General features: G+C 45.9%; 15 protein-coding genes. 12 read left to right on the top strand and 3 right to left on the bottom strand.

Features of this window, described 5'->3' with window-relative positions; all coding sequences use genetic code 11:
- Positions 1–106: 106 nt before the first annotated feature.
- Entirely contained in the window at positions 107–1,192 is a 1,086-nt protein-coding gene (leuB, locus tag JGK11_RS19815; RefSeq protein ID WP_293184039.1) for a 3-isopropylmalate dehydrogenase, read from the top strand.
- Between the two features lie 359 nt (positions 1,193–1,551).
- Here leuB and JGK11_RS19810 read toward each other — a convergent pair whose 3' ends face one another.
- The gene (locus JGK11_RS19810; protein ID WP_293212564.1) at positions 1,552–3,030 is read right to left on the bottom strand and encodes a bifunctional orotidine-5'-phosphate decarboxylase/orotate phosphoribosyltransferase; all 1,479 of its coding nucleotides are present in this window, start codon (positions 3,028–3,030) and stop codon (positions 1,552–1,554) included.
- A gap of 129 nt (positions 3,031–3,159) precedes the next feature.
- Between JGK11_RS19810 and JGK11_RS19805 the strand changes: the two genes are divergently transcribed.
- The 5 genes from JGK11_RS19805 to JGK11_RS19785 all read left to right on the top strand — a co-directional run bounded on the left by JGK11_RS19805 (position 3,160) and on the right by JGK11_RS19785 (position 8,795).
- Positions 3,160–3,549, top strand: a complete 390-nt coding sequence (locus tag JGK11_RS19805) for a pentapeptide repeat-containing protein (RefSeq protein WP_293184043.1) — start codon at positions 3,160–3,162, stop codon at positions 3,547–3,549.
- A 506-nt stretch (positions 3,550–4,055) separates the two neighbouring features.
- The gene (locus JGK11_RS19800) at positions 4,056–4,760 is read left to right on the top strand and encodes a DUF547 domain-containing protein (protein WP_293197959.1); all 705 of its coding nucleotides are present in this window, start codon (positions 4,056–4,058) and stop codon (positions 4,758–4,760) included.
- Between the two features lie 341 nt (positions 4,761–5,101).
- Entirely contained in the window at positions 5,102–6,502 is a 1,401-nt protein-coding gene (locus JGK11_RS19795; protein WP_293184047.1) for a DUF2157 domain-containing protein, read from the top strand.
- 180 nt (positions 6,503–6,682) lie between these two features.
- The gene (locus JGK11_RS19790) at positions 6,683–7,384 is read left to right on the top strand and encodes a GDYXXLXY domain-containing protein (RefSeq protein ID WP_293184049.1); all 702 of its coding nucleotides are present in this window, start codon (positions 6,683–6,685) and stop codon (positions 7,382–7,384) included.
- A gap of 280 nt (positions 7,385–7,664) precedes the next feature.
- Complete coding sequence (locus JGK11_RS19785; protein WP_293197952.1) at positions 7,665–8,795, top strand: hypothetical protein; 1,131 nt, start codon at positions 7,665–7,667, stop codon at positions 8,793–8,795.
- A gap of 227 nt (positions 8,796–9,022) precedes the next feature.
- Here the strand turns inward: JGK11_RS19785 and JGK11_RS19780 are convergent, their stop codons facing one another.
- Complete coding sequence (locus JGK11_RS19780) at positions 9,023–9,664, bottom strand: class I SAM-dependent methyltransferase (protein ID WP_293184054.1); 642 nt, start codon at positions 9,662–9,664, stop codon at positions 9,023–9,025.
- A 100-nt stretch (positions 9,665–9,764) separates the two neighbouring features.
- Between JGK11_RS19780 and hemH the strand changes: the two genes are divergently transcribed.
- Positions 9,765–10,928, top strand: a complete 1,164-nt coding sequence (gene hemH, locus JGK11_RS19775) for a ferrochelatase (RefSeq protein ID WP_293184056.1) — start codon at positions 9,765–9,767, stop codon at positions 10,926–10,928.
- A gap of 425 nt (positions 10,929–11,353) precedes the next feature.
- Here hemH and JGK11_RS19770 read toward each other — a convergent pair whose 3' ends face one another.
- A complete protein-coding gene (locus JGK11_RS19770) occupies positions 11,354–11,965 on the bottom strand; it encodes a DUF4126 domain-containing protein (protein WP_293184070.1) in 612 nt (203 codons plus the stop codon).
- Between the two features lie 480 nt (positions 11,966–12,445).
- On the opposite strand from JGK11_RS19770, the gene JGK11_RS19765 reads away from it, so the two are divergent.
- From JGK11_RS19765 to JGK11_RS19745, 5 genes are all read left to right on the top strand, one after another.
- Positions 12,446–13,732 carry a Glu/Leu/Phe/Val dehydrogenase gene (locus JGK11_RS19765; protein ID WP_293184058.1) on the top strand — a complete coding sequence of 429 codons (1,287 nt, stop codon included), beginning with the start codon at positions 12,446–12,448 and terminating at the stop codon, positions 13,730–13,732.
- 397 nt (positions 13,733–14,129) lie between these two features.
- Positions 14,130–14,693, top strand: a complete 564-nt coding sequence (locus tag JGK11_RS19760) for a COP23 domain-containing protein (RefSeq protein WP_293184061.1) — start codon at positions 14,130–14,132, stop codon at positions 14,691–14,693.
- Positions 14,694–14,724: 31 nt separating this feature from the next.
- The gene (locus tag JGK11_RS19755) at positions 14,725–15,510 is read left to right on the top strand and encodes a serine protease (RefSeq protein ID WP_293184063.1); all 786 of its coding nucleotides are present in this window, start codon (positions 14,725–14,727) and stop codon (positions 15,508–15,510) included.
- Between the two features lie 332 nt (positions 15,511–15,842).
- Positions 15,843–16,898 carry an RRXRR domain-containing protein gene (locus JGK11_RS19750; protein ID WP_293184066.1) on the top strand — a complete coding sequence of 352 codons (1,056 nt, stop codon included), beginning with the start codon at positions 15,843–15,845 and terminating at the stop codon, positions 16,896–16,898.
- 26 nt (positions 16,899–16,924) lie between these two features.
- Positions 16,925–18,586 carry a trypsin-like peptidase domain-containing protein gene (locus JGK11_RS19745; RefSeq protein ID WP_293192527.1) on the top strand — a complete coding sequence of 554 codons (1,662 nt, stop codon included), beginning with the start codon at positions 16,925–16,927 and terminating at the stop codon, positions 18,584–18,586.
- The last annotated feature ends 101 nt before the right edge of the window (positions 18,587–18,687 follow it).

The following is an 18,687-nucleotide window of genomic DNA, read 5'->3' as shown; positions in this document are numbered from 1 at the left end:
GTTGCTTATCCTGATATGATTATAGCCTTGTGAGAATGTCTTGGATTGCCAAAGAATTCCCCTTAACTCTCAATCTCAAATCTCAAATCAAAACTCCTAAATCGATATGACTCAAAACTACCGCATCACTCTTTTACCAGGAGACGGCATCGGCCCTGAAATTATCGCTGTAGCGGTAGATGTCCTGAAACTTGTCGGCAAACAATTGGACATCGGCTTTGAATTTCAAGAAGCATTAATGGGCGGCGCTGCTATTGACGCCACAGGCAATCCGCTACCGGAAGAAACTTTGGAAAAGTGCCGCAACAGCGATGCGATATTATTAGCAGCTATCGGCGGTTACAAGTGGGACAATTTGCCCCGCGAACAGCGTCCGGAAACTGGATTGTTAGGACTGCGCGCCGGATTGGGATTGTTTGCAAATTTGCGTCCTGCAACTATTTTACCGCAGTTGGTTGATGCTTCTTCTTTAAAAAAAGAAGTTGTCGAAGGTGTGGATATTATGGTGATCCGCGAACTCACTGGCGGCATTTATTTCGGCAAGCCAAAAGGCATTTTTGAGACGGAAACCGGGGAAAAACGCGGTGTGAATACGATGGCTTACACCGAGTCGGAAATCGATCGCATCGGGCGCGTGGCTTTTGAGACGGCCCGGAAGCGCGGAAAAAGGCTGTGTTCCGTTGATAAGGCGAATGTTTTGGATGTTTCGCAACTGTGGCGCGATCGTATAATTGCCCTTTCTTCAGAATACCCCGATGTGGAACTTTCTCACCTTTATGTTGACAACGCAGCCATGCAGTTAATTCGCTGGCCGAAACAGTTCGATACAATTGTCACGGGTAACTTATTCGGCGACATTCTTTCGGATGCGGCGGCGATGCTAACTGGTAGTATTGGAATGTTGCCTTCTGCGAGTTTGGGTGCAAGCGGCCCGGGAGTTTTTGAACCAGTACACGGTTCCGCGCCGGATATCGCCGGACAAGATAAAGCTAATCCCATCGCCCAAGTTTTAAGCGCTGCAATGATGTTGCGCTACGCCTTAAGTCAGCCCGAAGCTGCTGATAAAATTGAGCAAGCGGTTGTGGCAGTTTTGGATCGAGGTTATCGCACTGGTGATATCATGTCGGAAGGTATGAAACTGGTCGGTTGTCGGGCGATGGGCGAGGCTTTAATTGAAGTTTTGCAAGGTTAATCGAGAATTTCATAAACCTGCCCCCGCCCAACAAACAATACAAAACATTGTAGGGCAAATTCAACGGCAAAAATCGAGAATTTCATAAACCCGCCCCCGCCCAACAAACAATACAAATGTACCCAAATGTGTCCTAAAAACATGATAAAAAATCCCCGACTTCTAGGGGGCGAATTCGCCAAAATTTAACGGCAAAAATCGAGAATTCCATAAACCCTTCCCACCCAACAAACAATACAAATGTACCCAATTTTTTAAGATTAAATGTTGCTTTAAATAACGGCGAAGGAGGGCGGGTTTATGAGATTGTTTATGGGTTTCATAGATGTCGGCGAACCCGCCCCTACAACAATTGTGACTTAGCCTTCGGCTGTCAACATATTAAATTGTTCGGTATCAATGCGATTTGCTTGATACAAAATCTCAGCTATTTCAGAAAGTGCTAGCACAGAATGTGCGCGATAACCGTTAGCCTTCAATTTATCTTTCACTCCCTGTTCGTGGTCAATCAAAACCACAATATCTTCCACATTCAACCCCGCAGATTTTAACTTCCCCGCACCTTCCATCACGCTTTTACCGCTAATCAAAATATCATCGACTACGACAATCGTTTCTCCAGGCTGAAAATGCCCCTCAATTAACTTACCCGCACCGTAGGTTTTCACTTCCTTGCGCGGGAAAATCATCGGGCGTTCCATTCGCAATGCTAAACCCGTTGCTGTAGGTAAAGAACCGTAGGGAATGCCCGCAATGCGATCGAATTTTAAGTCTTTGAGAATGTCTGCGTAGGCGCTGACAATTTGATGGAAAATTTGTGGAGTTGAAATGATTTTTCGCAAGTCAATGTAATATGGAAATACAGCGCCCGATGCTTGTACGTGGTCGCCAAAAACTACGCAGCCAATGTCATAAAGTTGCAAGATTAAATCGCGGTTGGGTTCCGGTTGCAAAAAGCAAACATCCGGTAGCCACAATTCGCAAGTCGGACTTCCTTCGATCGCGCGCAGCCTCTCTTTGTTAATATTATCCCGTAATTTCTCAATTTCTCGGCGTGGCTCTTTCCCCGCCAACAAACTTGGGGGGACTGGCAGCAATAAACCCTCACCATTCTTGCTTAAACCGGCCGCCAGCAGTTGCGCGAGGTCGTTTTCTTCTGTCAAGTGATTTTCTCCGGCGATGTCTCCTTCAACTAAAATCAGCCGTTCGGGAGCAGCTTTGCGGATTCGCGCCAACATATCCGGCATTACTCCTACTGCTAAACCCAGCTTTTCGGGAGTTCCCCAAGTCTGAGATACTCGGACTAATTGCAAGTAGAAAGGGTTTTCTGGTGTCGGATATTCTTGCAATTCGGCGGCTGACGGGTTGGCCGTGGCACAGAGGACAAAGACTGTTTTTCCGGGATATAATAAAAATGGCGCTACTTCATCGAATCCCGCGTAAGGACTTAAGGTAACAGCGTCAAATTGCCAGTCTTGAAATACGGTTTTGGCAAACACCGTGCTGGTGTTTAAATCGCTGTGTTTGGCATCTAAAATTACTGGTATGTGTTCTGGAATAATTGTTAATATTTGTTGCAGCAGTTGCCAGCCGGGAATGCCGAGAGATTGATAAAAACCGAGGGTGATTTTGCAGGCGCAGATTAAATCGGCTGTTTGGTCGATCGCACTTTTGAGCCTTTTCAACAAATCAGTTACAAAACTTTGAGTTTCATCGACAGTCATCGAAACCAGTGCTGGCAAGGTTTCCGGGTCGGGATCGAGGGCTAAATACAGCAGACTTTGATTGATTTCAACAGCCGCTAACAGTTTATCAAAAAAATTGGTGCGATCGCTCATAGTTGGTTTGTTTGGTAACGAAAAATTACAAATTAACATCAGAAAGTGGGATTGGTGTTGTGCCGGAATAAACCGCTCCCCGTTGAAGTTTAAATTAAGAATCTTTTATAATTGTAGAAGGTAAAGACTATGAAATCTGTAACTTTAGGAGCGATTTCATTTGGACTGATATTCGGGCTGGCTACAGCGGTGATTGCAGGGAACCCCCAGCAAATCAACCAGTTGCTGCAAACTAACCAATGTCCGGGATGCGATTTGAGAAGCATTCCCCTTCAGCAAGCGAGTTTAGCAAATGCCGATTTGCAAGGGGCAGATTTGAGAGGATCGAATCTCAGGGAGGCTAATTTATCCGGGGCAAATTTGAGTGGGGCTTCACTCAGCGGGGCTTCTTTGCGGCAAGCTAATTTAGCAGGTGCTGATTTGACTGAGGCTAATTTGACCGGAGCCGATTTGACGGGGGCCAATTTGGAAAATGCTAAGCTGAAAGGGGCTACTTGGGTTGACGGTAGTATTAAATAAGCTGTTGTATCGCCTTTCTGGTGTAACATGAGCTGCTAATAGGGCATAGGGCATAGGGCATAGGGCATAGGGCATACCTCATTTATTTGAGAAAGGCTGTACACTTAAATTGAACTTTTGGGCAGCGTCGAAGGCTACCACACAAGAGTTAAAAGAAAATAAGTGTACAATAAATAAAACCCCAAGCTAAAGCAATGTCGGCTTTAGAATGTGGACAGTAATTCAACAGTTGACAGTTGACAGTTGACCTGGGACAGTTGATAGTTGGAAAGCGACTTCTACCTAAAACGAAGAGGATTGGAGTAATGAATAGTTTGAGTTTAATTTCTCCCTCAAAGGGTTCCGGCTTTCAACCAATTCTTGCTGGTAAATCGATCTAATTAAACGTGAAATACGGATAGCTAAAAAGCTGGCTGTGTATCTCTTTTCCCTCCTTCTTACTTCTTACTTCTCCCTTCTCCCTTCTTCCTTCTTCCTTCTTCCTTCTTCTTTCTCCCTTCTACTTAATGATAAATTCGATCGACTTTTCGACTTGGGACGAGTTGCTAAAATGCTACGTTGACGATTTCGGCCGCGTCAATTACCGGCGCTGGAAAGCTGAAGGGGCGGAGGTTTTGAGCAATTGGCTGGGAACTTTGGCAGATGTAGATTTAGCTGCTATGACGGATGTGGATGCGCGGTTGGCGCTGTGGTTGAATGCGTACAATGCGATCGCAATTTCCCAAGTAATCGAAGTATACCCGATCGCGTCCATCCGTCCCAAAATTTTAGGAATCCCCAACTGGCTGGGTTTTCTGGAATTCTTCACCCGTTCAAATTCAATTATTGGCGGCAAAAAGTACAGCCTCAATCAAATCGAACACGCTATTTTGCGCCCGGAATTTGCCGAAGCGCGCATTCATTTTGCCTTAGTTTGCGCTTCCGTCGGATGTCCGTTGTTGCGCCGCGGCGCTTACTTCCCCGAGTCTGTGCGAACTCAACTGGAGACGGATGCGAATAGTTTTATCAAGAATCCCGATAAAGTGCGGTACGATGCTGGGAAAAAGACGCTTTATTTGAGCAAGATTTTTGAGTGGTACGGCGAGGATTTTGTCAAGAATGCGGGTTCGGTAGCTGCCTATGTGGGCGGTTATTTGGGCCCGGAGGTGGGTGTAAGCGATGAATGGGCGATCGTTTTTTTACCCTATGATTGGAATTTAAATCAAGTTTAGAACCACCGCAGATGTAAAGCAGATGAACACGGATGAACGCAGATAATTTCAAGAGATTTTGCCTTATCTCTCGCTCTAGCAATACCTTTGAAAATCACTATAAACCAATCATATACTGGAATTGCCAAAATCGCCAACTATCTTAAAAACATCCGCGTTTATCCGTGTTTATCTGCCTTCAATCTGCGGTTAGTCTATCAGTCAACAATTTAAGCAATTCAAGTTTACTGTCTTCAAACACTCCTGTGCAACTTCAGCAGGTGTCCCAACATCCACCGACAATCGACCGACAAGTGACATTATTATAACAATCACAGTTAAAACACTCTGGAATATTGAAAATGATTTCAGATAAATTTCGGCGCGAGTTGCGCGCAGAAGCCAAACTCTGGGAAGCAGAAGGACTCATCGACAAATCTCTCTACCAACAACTTTCGGAACGATATCAATTTCACACTCTCGAAACCGCTTCCCGCAACCAATTTCTGAGCATTCTCATCGGCTTGGGGAGCATACTTCTAGGTATAGGAGTCATCACCTTTGTAGCAGCAAACTGGCAAGTTTGGTCGCGCGAAGTGAGAGTTGCAATGCTGCTGAGCGTTTTCGTTGCAGTCAATGTGGCGGGTTTCTATTTGTGGCGCATTCCCCCTTCCCAAAACAAAAGCTCAAATCAAAGTATTTTACCCGTCACAAAAGGGCGAAACAAACTGCTTGGTGAAGGATTGTTACTGTTAGGAGCTCTGATTTTAGGAGCAAATATGGCGCTGATGGCGCAAATGTTCCACATCGGCGGTTCTTCCTACGGACTTTTCCTAGTTTGGGGAATCGGAGTGTTGGGAATGGCTTACAGTTTGCGGTTGACTTCGTTGGGTGTTTTGTCCGCACTTTTAATCGGTTTCGGCTATTGGCTGGCGGTGTTAGATTGGTCTTCTAAAGTTGAGTTTTCTTGGCTGGAAGTTTTGGTGCGACAAATGCCAATCGCTGCGAGTTTGATGTTTGTGCCGTTGGCTTATTGGTGTCGATCGCGTGTTATTTTTGCTATAGGTGCGATCGCCATAATTTTCTCATTACAAGTTTCTATTGCCCAAGCAGCAGATGGCGGCTGGGGTGCAGCAATATTTTGTGGTTTAGCGCCCGCTTTGCTGTGGGGATACGACGATGCGATGTGGCCGAAGTTGCACAGCAGACTGTTTCAACCTACCGCCCGCAGTTTAGCACTGCTGTACTTCGCCGGTCTGTTTTACTTTCTGTCTTTCCACTGGTTTTGGCAAGATTCGCCGACACCTAGACAAACCGGGCCTGATTGGGTTTTGTTGGCAAATGTCGCTGTTTTGGGTGGTTTAGCGGTGTTGGAGTGGCTGCATTTGGGACGTTTGGAGATGGGCCGCCGCACGCAAAAAGCAGTGAATTTGACTACAGGTGCGATCGCACTTTTCATTCTCGCCAGCGCTTTCATACCGTTTTTTCACCTGACTTTTACTCCAATTCCTCAATTAGCAACTTTTCTGTTTAATGTTTTATCATTTCTGCTCGCAGTCGGCTTAATCCGAGAAGGTTTAGCTTTAGGAAACCGTCAGAGTTTTTGGGGAGGAATGGTATTGATAACTTTGCAAATTATCAGTCGAGTCTTTGAATATAACACAGAATTGTTGCTCAAATCTTTTGTATTTGTATTGTGTGGAATTGGCGTAATTGCCGCTGGCTTGTGGTTCGAGAAACACTTCGCTAAAATCGATGATTAGAAGTCAGATAGTTGTTTCACTGCAATCCGATCTTCCTAGCCCCTCGATCGAAGCATGGTCGTTTTATTGTTATCCTAAAAATTAGGTACGTTGTTGGGCTTTAGCCCTCTTTGTCTATACGTCTCAAGGAGGCTCAAGCCCAACAACATACCAATTAATCACAAATTCCCAAATACTAATATGAATACCGAAAACTCAGAAACAACCAACACTTTAATTCAGTCCCCATCCTTCACCCTTCCCCCCACTGCAAAACGGCTTCCCGGGTGGCGGCTGTGGATTCCATTGATTCTGCAAATTGGACTGATTGCCGCAGTACCGGCTCCAGCAGTTTACACTTTTGTTACTGGCAAAACTGTTGTCTTGCAAACTGCACCAGTAGACCCCTACGACTTTTTGCGCGGATATTACCAAGTTTTGAGTTATGATATTTCCGATCGCACAAATCTCGAAAAGCTCCCCGGCTGGCAAGATTTACCAGGAAAACTAGAGAAAATACCTTGTCCGCGCGGAGTTGTTTGCGAAAAACAAATATACCGTGTCAACCAAAATATCAGTTTTTATGTAATCTTAGAAGCGCCAAAAGCCGCGACAAATTCTGTCCGCCCCCAACCTTGGAAACCGACGCGCGTCAGTCTGAAAAATCCCCCAAATTTGCCAGCCAATCAAATCGCCATTCAAGGCAAATATAACGATTCGCGCATGGAATATGGCTTGGAAACTTATTATATGCCCGAGAATGAAAGGGAAAAAGTCAATGACGAGATTAGCGAAGCTCAACGGAAGCAGCGGCAGTCTTTTGTCGTAGAAGTCAAGGTTGACAAAACAGGCCATGCTGTGCCTGTGAGTTTGTGGGTGCGCGATCGCAATTATCGATTTTAGCCGGTTTTGGCACAAGCACGCGCGACGTAGCTATCCCGTAGGGAATCTACCTTACAACCTGGCTTTGAGTGTTTTTGCTTAGATATGACTGGGTAGTGGGCTTCACGACTTTCAAGCCCAAATCCCGTAAAATCGACCTGTGCGAGACAATATCCGTTACAATTGGCGATCGGATGTGAATTCAATTGCCGACAACTCAAGAGAATCCATTAAGATATATAAGACTTGCACAAATCTTGCGAATTCAAGGTTGCAAGTTCAGACTCTACTGGAGCTTCTCATGTTAGCCGAGCTAATTTCTGCCAGACGAATACTCAAAGCCCAACTCCTCGACTTCTTAGGACTTCCCGACAATTCTCAAGACCAAACAGATCGCATCGTCAGCACAATTGTATCAGTGCTGGAAGCAAATGCAGCCGAACAAGAAAGATTTTGGGAGACCTTCAAAAGTGAATTAGCCGTCGATCCGGTAGAATTAGAAGCAATGCTCAAGTGTTCAGCAGCAGAACGCCAGCAATGGATCGAACAAGGCAGGCTCCCGATCCTAGAATACCGCTCTTTCCGCAAATCGGGAATTCATTTAGAATATCCCGTTCACGACAGAAGATTCATCTTAACTCTCACGCCAACTGACATTGATAACTGGCGCAAAGAACCCAAAGGACTGATTAAAAATCCTCGCCCAACAGCCGAGCCAATCAATACAGAAAACTCCGAACAAAACGAACAATCGCGAGGAGCTTTTAGTGCAGCGTGGGAAAAAATTATTTCCGACTGGAAAGAACAAGGTTCGGCGGAAATTTCAGCAACTTTCCAGTTAGCTTACTGGACAGTTTGGGCGTCGCGGTGGGCAAAAGAAAATCAGCTTAACAGCTTTAAAGCAATTAAATCTAACGAAGTCTACGAAATTTACGAAATTCACCAGCAAGAATGGTACGAGCGCAAAAATCAAGCAGTCAAATTACTGATTGAAATGCCCTATGCGATGCTTTACTTTTACCGTCCTCCCGGTGCTGACAAATTATATCTCGAACTGTGCGACGACCACCAAGACATGATGAAAGATGACTACTATTGGGATAAGTGGGATTTTTTCTATCAAAACCGGAAACTGGTAAATAAGTGTCGCGAATGCGTGTACTGTGAAACAAAGGATTATTATTCGCTTTACTACCTGGAAATTAAGAGCGATAAGTTTCCAGATTTTAGTTTTTCTTACCACACGCCGTACACAATCGGTCGCAAATTTTTGCCACATCCCGAAACGCTTCCTGCTGTAGACCACGTAGAACAAGATGGTATTTTTCGGTTTGGCCGCCCGCTACTAGAACAGGAGAAAGTTATTCACACAGAAAAGGATGTATTGCTTAAGTTTGAAGCAGCTTTGGCTGAAGCGAAAAAGTTTGTTTAGTCAACAGTCATGGACGCAAATGTCACATTAAATCCAGGTACGTAGTTGCGCTTGAGCGCTCTTTGATCTATATAAAGAAAGAGCGCCCAAGCGCAACTACGTACCTATTTTTGAACTTGCTCTTTCCTAGATATACAGAAAGAGCGCTCAAGCGCAACAACGTACCTATTTTTTAACTTGCTCTTGCTTATATATAAAAGAAAGAGCGCTCAAGCGCAACAACGTACCTATTTTTTAACTTGGATAACTTGAATGCTGCCGCCAGCATAAAGTTTAGGTTGTTCGCTTTCTTCTGAATTGTAGAGTTGAAATCCCACTTGGGCCAACAAACTCTCCAAGTCAGTTTCAATCAACTGCCAAGCAGTTTCAGTCTCAAACAACCACAAAAATACAGCCAACCCCGGCCACAATAGCAGATTTGTGGGCCGATGAAAATCTACCAAAGTGAATAGACCACCGGGCTTGAGCACGCGGTATACTTCTTGAAAAATTTGCCTCAACTGTAACGGCTGCATTTCGTGCATCGCAACGCTGCTGTGTACTAAATCAAAATGATTGTCGCCAAAAGGCATCGATTCGGCAAAAGCTTCTACATAATTGGCTGATGGCACATTTTTTCTTGCCCGTTGCAGCGATAATGGTGAAGCGTCAAGTCCTGTGACATCCTGGGAATATTGCACGAGAAATTGCGTAGTTTGACCGCTACCGCAACAAAGGTCTAAAACTTTAGTTTTCGCGCCCAGGGTCACATTTTCCAAGGCTAGCTGCCTAAAACGAGTTTCGCCACCTACGCTCAAAGCAGCCAGACGCGCGATCGCATCGTACAGCCACTGATACCTATAACTTAAATCTCTCAAAATTGTTGCCATATTCAAAATTATGTATATCTTGCTATCGACTTAAGATATTATTAAGTTATATGATAAAAATAACTAACAGAACTGAGACGATGGGAGAGGCGTAACCGCTATGGGCCGTGTAGGAGTATTACTATTAAACTTGGGCGGGCCCGATCAAATCGAGGATGTCCGTCCTTTCCTGTTCAACTTGTTCGCTGACCCGGAAATCATTCGCATTCCGTTTCCGTGGATGCAGAAACCGCTCGCCTGGTTGATTTCGACTCTGCGTTTTAAAAAATCCCAGGAAAACTACCGCCAAATCGGTGGCGGCTCTCCTTTGCGGCGGATTACCGAAGAACAAGGCTTGGCGCTGCAAGAACTTTTGCAGTCTAAGGGACAAGATGCCAAAGTATATGTGGGGATGCGTTACTGGCATCCTTTTACTGAAGAGGCGATCGCCAAAATTAAGCGCGATCGCATCGAACAATTGGCAATCTTGCCATTGTATCCTCAATTTTCGATCAGCACCAGCGGTTCTAGCTTCCGACAGCTAGAAGAAATGTGGAACCAAGATCCAGATCTCAACCAGATAGAATATACCGCGATTCCTTCTTGGTATCACCGACCAGGCTACCTTCAGGCAATGTCGGAATTGATCGCCCAAGAATTAGATAACAGTCCAAATCCCGATCGAGTTCACATCTTTTTCAGCGCCCACGGCGTCCCCCTCAGCTACGTAGAAGAGGCTGGAGACCCATATCAGCGGGAGATTCAAGATTGTACTCGTCTGATTATGGAACATTTGAATCGATCGAACGAACATACACTAGCTTACCAAAGTCGGGTTGGCCCGGTGGAATGGCTCAAGCCTTACACCGAAGAAGCGATTACCGAATTAGCAGAAAGTGGAGTTCAAGATTTGTTGGTAGTTCCAATTAGTTTTGTTTCCGAGCACATCGAGACTCTGCAAGAAATTGACATGGAGTATCGAGAATTAGCAGAAGAGTCGGGGATTGAAAATTTCTATCGAGTCCCTGCATTGAATACTCATCCGGTATTTATTGAAGCCTTGGCAGATTTAGTAATCGAGTCGATAGAATCTCCGAGCGTTAAATTTGCGGATGTGATACGCCCTTCCAAGAAAGTTAAAATGTACCCTCAAGAGCAGTGGGAGTGGGGTTTGACGACGGGGGCGGAAGTCTGGAACGGTCGTGTAGCAATGATTGGTTTTATAGCATTAGTGATCGAGTTAATTACGGGTCAAGGCCCGCTACACTCGATCGGCTTGCTTTAGATCTTTAGGTGCAGATTAAGCCTGCAATCCGAACCAACAGCAGACAAAGAATCTCAACATAAAACCCGCCCCGCGCATCTAAAAACCGCAAGAGGGCGGTTTTTGTATCGAGATTAAATTCATTGAATAAAAGGTACGTAGTTGCGCTTCAGCGCTCCGAAAGGTACGTAGTTGCGCTTCAGCGCTCCGAAAGGTACGTAGTTGCGCTTCAGCGCTCCGAAAGGTACGTAGTTGCGCTTCAGCGCTCTTGCTTTTATATAACGATCGCGAATTAAATAATTTACACAAAGAAAGTGGGATTGGCCAGAAGATCTCGTCCTTTCTGGACGGGCGGGACGCCCATCCCACAATAACAATAAAGATTGTAAGTTATTTAATTATCATTCCTAAGAAAGAGCGCTCAAGCGCAACTACGTACTTAAAAATTAATCTGGATTGCGCTTGTGGCGGCGGGGATTTCCCCCATCCCCCGGTACTCCCTGACTTCTGTACCAGCAATACCACTCCTTAGAACTGCGAATAGCCAACCACAGCAGCAGCATAGCAATTAACGCACCCTCTTTCGGGGCGTCAAAGGCAAACAAAACCAAGGAAATACACAGAACATCTTGCAGGAAAATCACCCAAATCGGTAAAATATGTAGTCGGTAAAGCCATCCTGCTTGTACCAGTTGCAGCACTAAAGCCAGCAAACCTCCGACAATACCAATGATGCACAGCATCCCAGGGTGAAGAATCATTTCGTCGATCGCACTTACCTGAGCGATCGCAATTCCCATAATTGCTCCTACAATAGGACTAAAAATAATTTGCACAACTTGCAGCACCCGCTGTCCGACAAAGGTTTTAGAAGCAAATACCTCCAACAGCGACCAACTCACCAAGATAGATATCACCACTTGGGGGTGAACGCGAGACAATAGAGGTATTTCTGACCAAAGTTTGTCAATCCGCAACAAACCAATCAACAGCAGGGGCAGGGCAATTCTCATACCCCCCGCCGCAGACGCAGAGAGCGCGGCTAGGAGTCCAACCATCATAATAATTTAGTTTATAGCGTTTGCTAAAGCGTCGATGATTTCAGAATATAATTCCCCTGGTGGCTGGCGGTGATTTGAGCGATCTCTCCTCAAATTGCTGCTTGAGCTTAAATATCACCCTCTATTTTAACTGTATCTGCTGAATTGCTGCTTGGGACTGCCAGATTGTCGATCGACTTGGGGGACAGAAGCCACTTATACAGTTATTGTAGAAGGTAGAAGGCAGTTATCCAGAATCAAACCGCGATCGTGATTAAATTAGAAAGTATCGAAAAACCAGCAGTTAAGCCAAAATAATTAAATTTAAAATACCACCTAACCCAGAGCTTTCCGGCAAATTATTCTCCTATCTTCCCTCTTTCTTCTTCCTTCTTCCTTCTTCATTGTTCCTTTTCCCGTCTTTCCTCTTCCTTCTAGCTTCTTCCTTCGGTCAACTGTCAACTGTCAACTGTCAACTGTCAACTGTCAACTATTCTTATGTCTGAATCATTATTTGCCGATGCCAGCCGCCGACTAGAACGAGCCTTAAAATATGTATCCCTTTCCGAGGATACTAGCGAGCGGCTCAAATATCCCAAATCCAGTTTAATCGTATCAATTCCCGTGCGGATGGATGATGGTTCCCTGCGAATTTTCCAAGGTTATCGAGTGCGCTACGACGATACCAGAGGCCCGTCGAAAGGAGGAGTGCGCTACCACCCGAAAGTATCCCTCGATGAAGTGCAATCACTGGCATTTTGGATGACATTTAAATGTGCAGTGCTCAACATACCCTTTGGAGGAGCCAAAGGCGGAATCACAGTCAATCCCAAAGAATTATCCAAACTCGAATTGGAAAGATTGAGTCGGGGTTACGTAGATGCGATCGCAGATTTTATCGGCCCAGATGTCGATATTCCCGCACCGGATGTCTACACCAATCCCATGATTATGGGTTGGATGATGGATCAGTACAATATTATTAAGCGGCAGCTCAGTCCGGCGGTTGTGACAGGTAAACCAGTGACAATCGGTGGCAGTTTAGGCAGAGATACCGCTACCGCCACCGGCGCTTTTTTTGTAATTCAAAATCTCCTACCCAAATTTAACCGAACTCCGTGGGAGACAACGGTAGCCGTCCAAGGTTTTGGTAATGCCGGAGCCGAATTAGCAGAATTGCTCTGGAAAGCAGGTTACAAAGTTGTGGCTGTCAGCGATTCCCAAGGGGGAATTCATGCGAAACAAGGGCTGGATATTCCCAGCATCCGCCGCTTCAAAGAAGCTAACAAAGGTATCAAAGCTATTTACTGCGAAGGTTCTGTCTGCAATATTGTCGAACACGAAATCTTGACAAACGAGCAGCTTTTAGCCTTAGATGTAGACGTGCTGGTTCCAGCAGCTTTGGAGAATCAAATCACTGCACAAAATGTCAATGATGTCAAGGCTAAGTTTATTTTTGAAGTAGCAAACGGGCCGATAGATTCTGCTGCTGATTTGATTTTGGAAGCGCGGGGAATTCAGGTGTTCCCGGATATTTTAGTCAATGCCGGGGGCGTGACGGTGAGTTATTTTGAGTGGGTGCAAAATCGCAGTGGGCTTTATTGGACGCTGGAGGAAGTCAATCAGCGGTTGCAGCACAAAATGGTTGAGGAAACTGAGGCAATTTGGACAAAATCTCAGGAATTGTCGGTTTGTATGAGAACTGCTGCTTACGTGTACGGTTTGCAACGACTCGGAGAAGCTATGAATGCGAAGGGAACGCGGGATTATTATCTAAACGGTTGACGGAATGCTGGGAAGTGCGATCGAACGAACAGGCTAGAAGCTTGTTCCACAACAACAGGCTAGAAGCTTGTTCCACAACAACAGGCTAGAAGCTTGTTCCACAACAACAGGCTAGAAGCTTGTTCCACAACAACAGGCTAGAAGCCTGTTCCACAAAAAAAAGATTGAATATGATTGTGGGGCGGGCTGCGGCGAGGCTCAGAACAGGTAGCAGCTAATTATCAAAAATTTGGTGGACGCAGATTGACTAATATTATTTGATAATGTAAAGTAAAATGTTAAGGGTCGCAAGATTTAAAAACTATGTGCGGCAAGGGGTCTCCTGTGAACTCGATCGAGTTTAACGGGAGAGAACGTAAAAAAAATTCCAATCATTAAAACTATATAGGCTACTCTAATGAGACAACCTTTATTTGGCAAGCTCGCTGCGGCAGCGATCGTTATAGGTACATCGGGTGTTTTTTCGCAGCCGAGCCAAGCTCAAACCAGAAATCAATTTTTCTGCGGGATTAGCGAAGGCAAACCAGCAACCATCGTCCGCACGGCCGCTAAAGGCCCCGTACCGCTGATAGTTTGGAACAATGAAGCTTTTTCCGGTTCAGGTTGGACTCCCAAACGGCGCTGCGAAGACGTATCGGCTAGATTTCAACGGTTTAACGATAACGGTCAACTCCGATTCATGAGAGCGGGGACTTTCAATGGTCAACAAGTATTGTGCGTCGATAGAGTCAGAGGTAGCGGGAACTGTTCGAGTGCTGAAGCAATAGTGCTGACAGTACCCCGGCCCAACAATGCCAACCAGATTCTCGAAGAAATGCTCAACACCCGCAACCGCGCCTCCAAGCAGCCGCTTTACCTGAGTGGGGAAAAGCAACTGGTAACATACGAAAATGGCTTTGCTAACGTCAATCTCAATCAATGGTTTGAAAACGAACTACCAGACAACGAGCGTTTGTGGTAAAAGTAGCAAAGAAACTGCGAGCTAAACAAACATGGATTGGCGTTCACTAATCTTGGCAACTTGTATCAGTGGCATCTCAATGATTTTGCCTGCACAACTTCCGCGTGCCAAAAATTTCTTAAAACAGATGCCAGTCGAAATGTCGCAACAGCAATTGCAGCAACAAGCTGAGTCTATCGCTGTTAGGGTGCGATCGTCTGGACAAGTTGCCGGAACGGGAATCGCCATTCGCAAGCAGGGTTCGCAGTACACCGTACTGACAAACGAACACGTCCTCAAAGCCGGCAAGGCTCCCTACCAAATCCAAACCCCAGATAATAAAATTTACCCTGCAATCTTCGTCAAAGACGCTAATTTTAAAGGCAATGATTTGGCGTTGTTGCGCTTTACTAGCAGCGTTGAATATACCACTGCTAAGCCGGGTGCCGTACCAAAAGTTGAGGATGCAGTATTTGCAGGTGGGTTTCCTTTGACAGAAGAAGGTCAAAAAGACCGAGGATTTGTCTTCAAAACTGGCAAAGTTTGGCGAGTGTTAGATAAAGCTTTGGAAGGTGGCTATCAAATTGGTTACACCAATGAGATTGAAAAAGGGATGAGCGGCGGGCCGCTGCTGAATGTTCGCGGCGAGGTGGTGGGGGTTAACGGCGTCCACGCTTACCCGCTGTGGGGAGACCCATACCAGTATAAAGATGGCACTGAACCGAATGCAGCGCTGCGAGAGCAGATGAGTAAGTACAGTTGGGGAATTCCGATCGACACTTTTAAGCAGCTAGCACCTTCAGGGCTGGAAATGACAACCAATTCTGTGAAAAAATAGGCGCGATTGAGTGTGCGATATTTCGTGCTTTGGCTTGGTGGCGATTTGAGCGATCGACAATATATACAAACCCGCCCTACTATTCCTTAAACTAAACTAAATAATTGGACAGTCACTAACCCCAGCTATCAAGGCGTGGGGCTTGAAAGAGGAAGACTCACCACCTTCTTGATTCAAGACTAAAACAGTGTCTAGCCTACGTCCTTAAAAGACAGACTGAACTGCCTGGGAGTGGTATCCTGCAAGACGTTAAGAATGCCTCTCTAGTTTTTAACCGCTCTGGCAGTCAGTGGCGAAGGGAAATATACACCTAGAAATAGGACTTACCGTAAATGTTTGTACCCGTTGTCAACAGTGAAAATAGACCGTTAATGCCGACTACCAACGCCCGTGCTAAGCGTTGGATCAAATCAGGCAAGGCAACACCATTCTGGAAAAAAGGAGTATTTTGCATCCGACTAAATGCAGAACCTTCAAATCACAACTATCAACCCATAGCGGTTGGCATCGATCCAGGCAGCAAGCGCGAAGGATTTACCGTTAAATCCAAATCGCATACTTACTTAAATATCCAAACTCATGCAATTGATTGGGTAAAAGACCGTGTAGAGGTCAGGCGCAATATGCGACGATCTCGTCGGTTTCGGAACACGCCGTGCCGCCAAAATAGAGCTAACAGGCTGGTTAACAAAAATCGTATCCCCCCATCCACGGCATCAAGATGGCAGTGGAAGTTAAGGATAGCTAACTGGTTGACATTGATGTTTCCGATATCGACATTTGTTGTAGAGGACATCAAGGCACAAAAGAGGAAAAACGGATCGCCCGTGTGGAATGTATCGTTTAGTCCTTTAGAAGTGGGCAAAAAGTGGTTTTACTGTGAGATTAGAAAGATTGCCCATCTTGAGATTAGATCGGGAAACGATACTTATGAGCTACGTCAAAGTTTAGGACTAAAAAAATCCAAACAGAAGCTATCGAAGAAGTTTGAGGCTCACTGCATTGATTCTTGGGTATTAGCTAATTGGTATACAGGGGGACACATTCAACCTGATAATACCAAGCTAATAGAAGTAATCTCTCTTGAGTTTCATCGCAGGCAACTCCATCGTTTGCAGCATTCTACAGGTCATATCCGCTCTCGGTACGGTGGCACTTTAAGTGCGGGGTTTAAGCGTGGTTCGATCGTTAAACATCCTAAATATGGGTTCTGTTATGTTGGCGGATGGCAAGAATCTCCTACAAAGAAAGAACCAGACCGAAAAACAATTAGCTTGCACGAGTTAAAAACTGGCAAGCGTCTAACTCAAAACGCATTACCCCCAGATTGTAAGTTTTTGGCTTACAACTCGTGGCGCATTGCAAACATTGTAAAGCCGTCCTTCTAGGACGGGGTTTCAAACCCATTTTTCTGATGACAAAATTTTATAGCAGAATTTCAACAACATTGGTAGGGGCGGTGGCGATCGTCGTCTCAGTGCAAATTCTGCCAGCACCAGCACTAGAACGAACCGAAATCGGGGAAATTGCTAAAAAATTTACAGTAATGATCGCTGGCGACTGTCAGGGATCGGGATCGATAATTGAGCGTCAAGGTGAAAATTATACTGTCCTCACAGCCAATCACGTCGTAGCAACTACTGGTGAATGCTTTATTCAAACTGGCGACGGTATGCGTTACAAAATCTACGAAGCCATAAACGTGCCGGGAACAGATTTAGCAGTGTTGCAGTTCCAAAGCAAAAATAACTACGGAGTCGCTCAAACTGCGACCTCTGCAAATTTGCAGCCTGGGTCAACAGTTTATGTAGCAGGCTATCCCAGTCCCGGACAATTTGATACCAAACGCGGCTACCGCTTTTACCCTGTCAACGTCAACGGTAGAGCCCCCGGCTCTCGTGAAGGTTACGAACTATCCTACGACGGCGCCTCTCTCCCCGGTATGAGTGGCGGCCCGGTTCTCGACAGCAACGGCCGTGTGGTAGCAACTCACGGTAAAGCTGACGTGCGGCTTCAACAGGCTGTAGAGAATTACGGCGTTCCTTTTGAGATATTTCTGGCGAGACGGAACCAAATAAGGGGCGACGCCCGATCGACCTCAGCCCAGAATCCACCCGTGCAAATAGCACCGCCACCGCCGATAACGCCAGCACCAGCACCCGCACCAGCACCAGCACCCGCACCAGCACCCGCACCCGCACCCGCACCCGCAGCCCAGCCGCCGGAAGTACAACAGTCGCAGGCTTTAGTGCCAGCACCGGAACGCATCGCAGCGAGGGAAGCGCTATCACCTGCGGAGTCGGCAATTAGTGCGATGGTGCGCGGCCAGCAAACCTATGTGGTTCGCAACCACGATTTTCTCAATTCTGTGGGGTCGATCGCCAAAACCTTTAGTATTTTATTGCCACAGGATTACAACTTTGCAATTCGCACCACTACCAGAGGCGCTTTTCACTATGCAATACCGAAATCTGCGGATATGAAAGCTTATGTCGGAGCAATTTTCTTGGAAGAAAACGCCAGTTTAAAGAATCCGGTGACTATCTCCATTGTCTGCGAAGCCACCACACCAATCAATGTTCGCCCTTCCGATCCGACTTACGGCAGAAATAATTTAGTTTGCGGTGTGGGTACCCAACGCAAGACTGCTAGCAGTCTGCCGCAGCAAAACGTAGCAACCCAGACTGCACCTGCGACAAGGCCTGCACCTACTCCCGCAGCCAGAGTAAATCCACCTCAAACTAGAGCCGCAGGGCCGATCGGGTTTTTGAGTTTAGTGAATGTTTGCAATACTTACGACCTCAGCGGTCAAAGTCCTCACCAAGAAAGAGCTTTGGAGTGGTTGCAGGGCAGGATTCCCGCGCCAACCATGCAGAAATTTGCTGAAGAGTGGCGCACTCAATTGATAGCAAGAGTCGGTAACAGGCCGATTAATTTGGTCGATGTTTGCAAAGTGTACGATCGCGCCGGCCTCCACCCGCACCAAAATCGGGCTTTGGAATGGTTGCAGCAGCAAATTCCCAAGGAAACGCTAACAGATTTCGGCAAAAAGTGGCAAAATCAAGCCGGTTCGTAGGGGAGCATTCTCCTGTTGATTGATTTACTGAATTTTGCTGCAATTATCTGAATAATGTGTTAAACTAGCAGAATATTCAGCATTATTCACTTTTGGATAAC

It is taken from the genome of Microcoleus sp. PH2017_34_RAT_O_A, from assembly GCF_020737885.1.
Taxonomy (GTDB): Bacteria; Cyanobacteriota; Cyanobacteriia; order Cyanobacteriales; family Microcoleaceae; genus Microcoleus.
Note: the sequence above shows the minus strand (reverse complement) of the source record. Positions and strands in the feature narration are given on the sequence as shown.

Coding starts and splice junctions, on each gene's coding strand:
- leuB (WP_293184039.1), top strand. CDS start 107: ATGACTCAAAACTACCGCATCACTCTTTTACCAGGAGACGGCATCGGC.
- JGK11_RS19810 (WP_293212564.1), bottom strand. CDS start 3,030: ATGAGCGATCGCACCAATTTTTTTGATAAACTGTTAGCGGCTGTTGAA.
- JGK11_RS19805 (WP_293184043.1), top strand. CDS start 3,160: ATGAAATCTGTAACTTTAGGAGCGATTTCATTTGGACTGATATTCGGG.
- JGK11_RS19800 (WP_293197959.1), top strand. CDS start 4,056: ATGATAAATTCGATCGACTTTTCGACTTGGGACGAGTTGCTAAAATGC.
- JGK11_RS19795 (WP_293184047.1), top strand. CDS start 5,102: ATGATTTCAGATAAATTTCGGCGCGAGTTGCGCGCAGAAGCCAAACTC.
- JGK11_RS19790 (WP_293184049.1), top strand. CDS start 6,683: ATGAATACCGAAAACTCAGAAACAACCAACACTTTAATTCAGTCCCCA.
- JGK11_RS19785 (WP_293197952.1), top strand. CDS start 7,665: ATGTTAGCCGAGCTAATTTCTGCCAGACGAATACTCAAAGCCCAACTC.
- JGK11_RS19780 (WP_293184054.1), bottom strand. CDS start 9,664: ATGGCAACAATTTTGAGAGATTTAAGTTATAGGTATCAGTGGCTGTAC.
- hemH (WP_293184056.1), top strand. CDS start 9,765: ATGGGCCGTGTAGGAGTATTACTATTAAACTTGGGCGGGCCCGATCAA.
- JGK11_RS19770 (WP_293184070.1), bottom strand. CDS start 11,965: ATGGTTGGACTCCTAGCCGCGCTCTCTGCGTCTGCGGCGGGGGGTATG.
- JGK11_RS19765 (WP_293184058.1), top strand. CDS start 12,446: ATGTCTGAATCATTATTTGCCGATGCCAGCCGCCGACTAGAACGAGCC.
- JGK11_RS19760 (WP_293184061.1), top strand. CDS start 14,130: ATGAGACAACCTTTATTTGGCAAGCTCGCTGCGGCAGCGATCGTTATA.
- JGK11_RS19755 (WP_293184063.1), top strand. CDS start 14,725: ATGGATTGGCGTTCACTAATCTTGGCAACTTGTATCAGTGGCATCTCA.
- JGK11_RS19750 (WP_293184066.1), top strand. CDS start 15,843: ATGTTTGTACCCGTTGTCAACAGTGAAAATAGACCGTTAATGCCGACT.
- JGK11_RS19745 (WP_293192527.1), top strand. CDS start 16,925: ATGACAAAATTTTATAGCAGAATTTCAACAACATTGGTAGGGGCGGTG.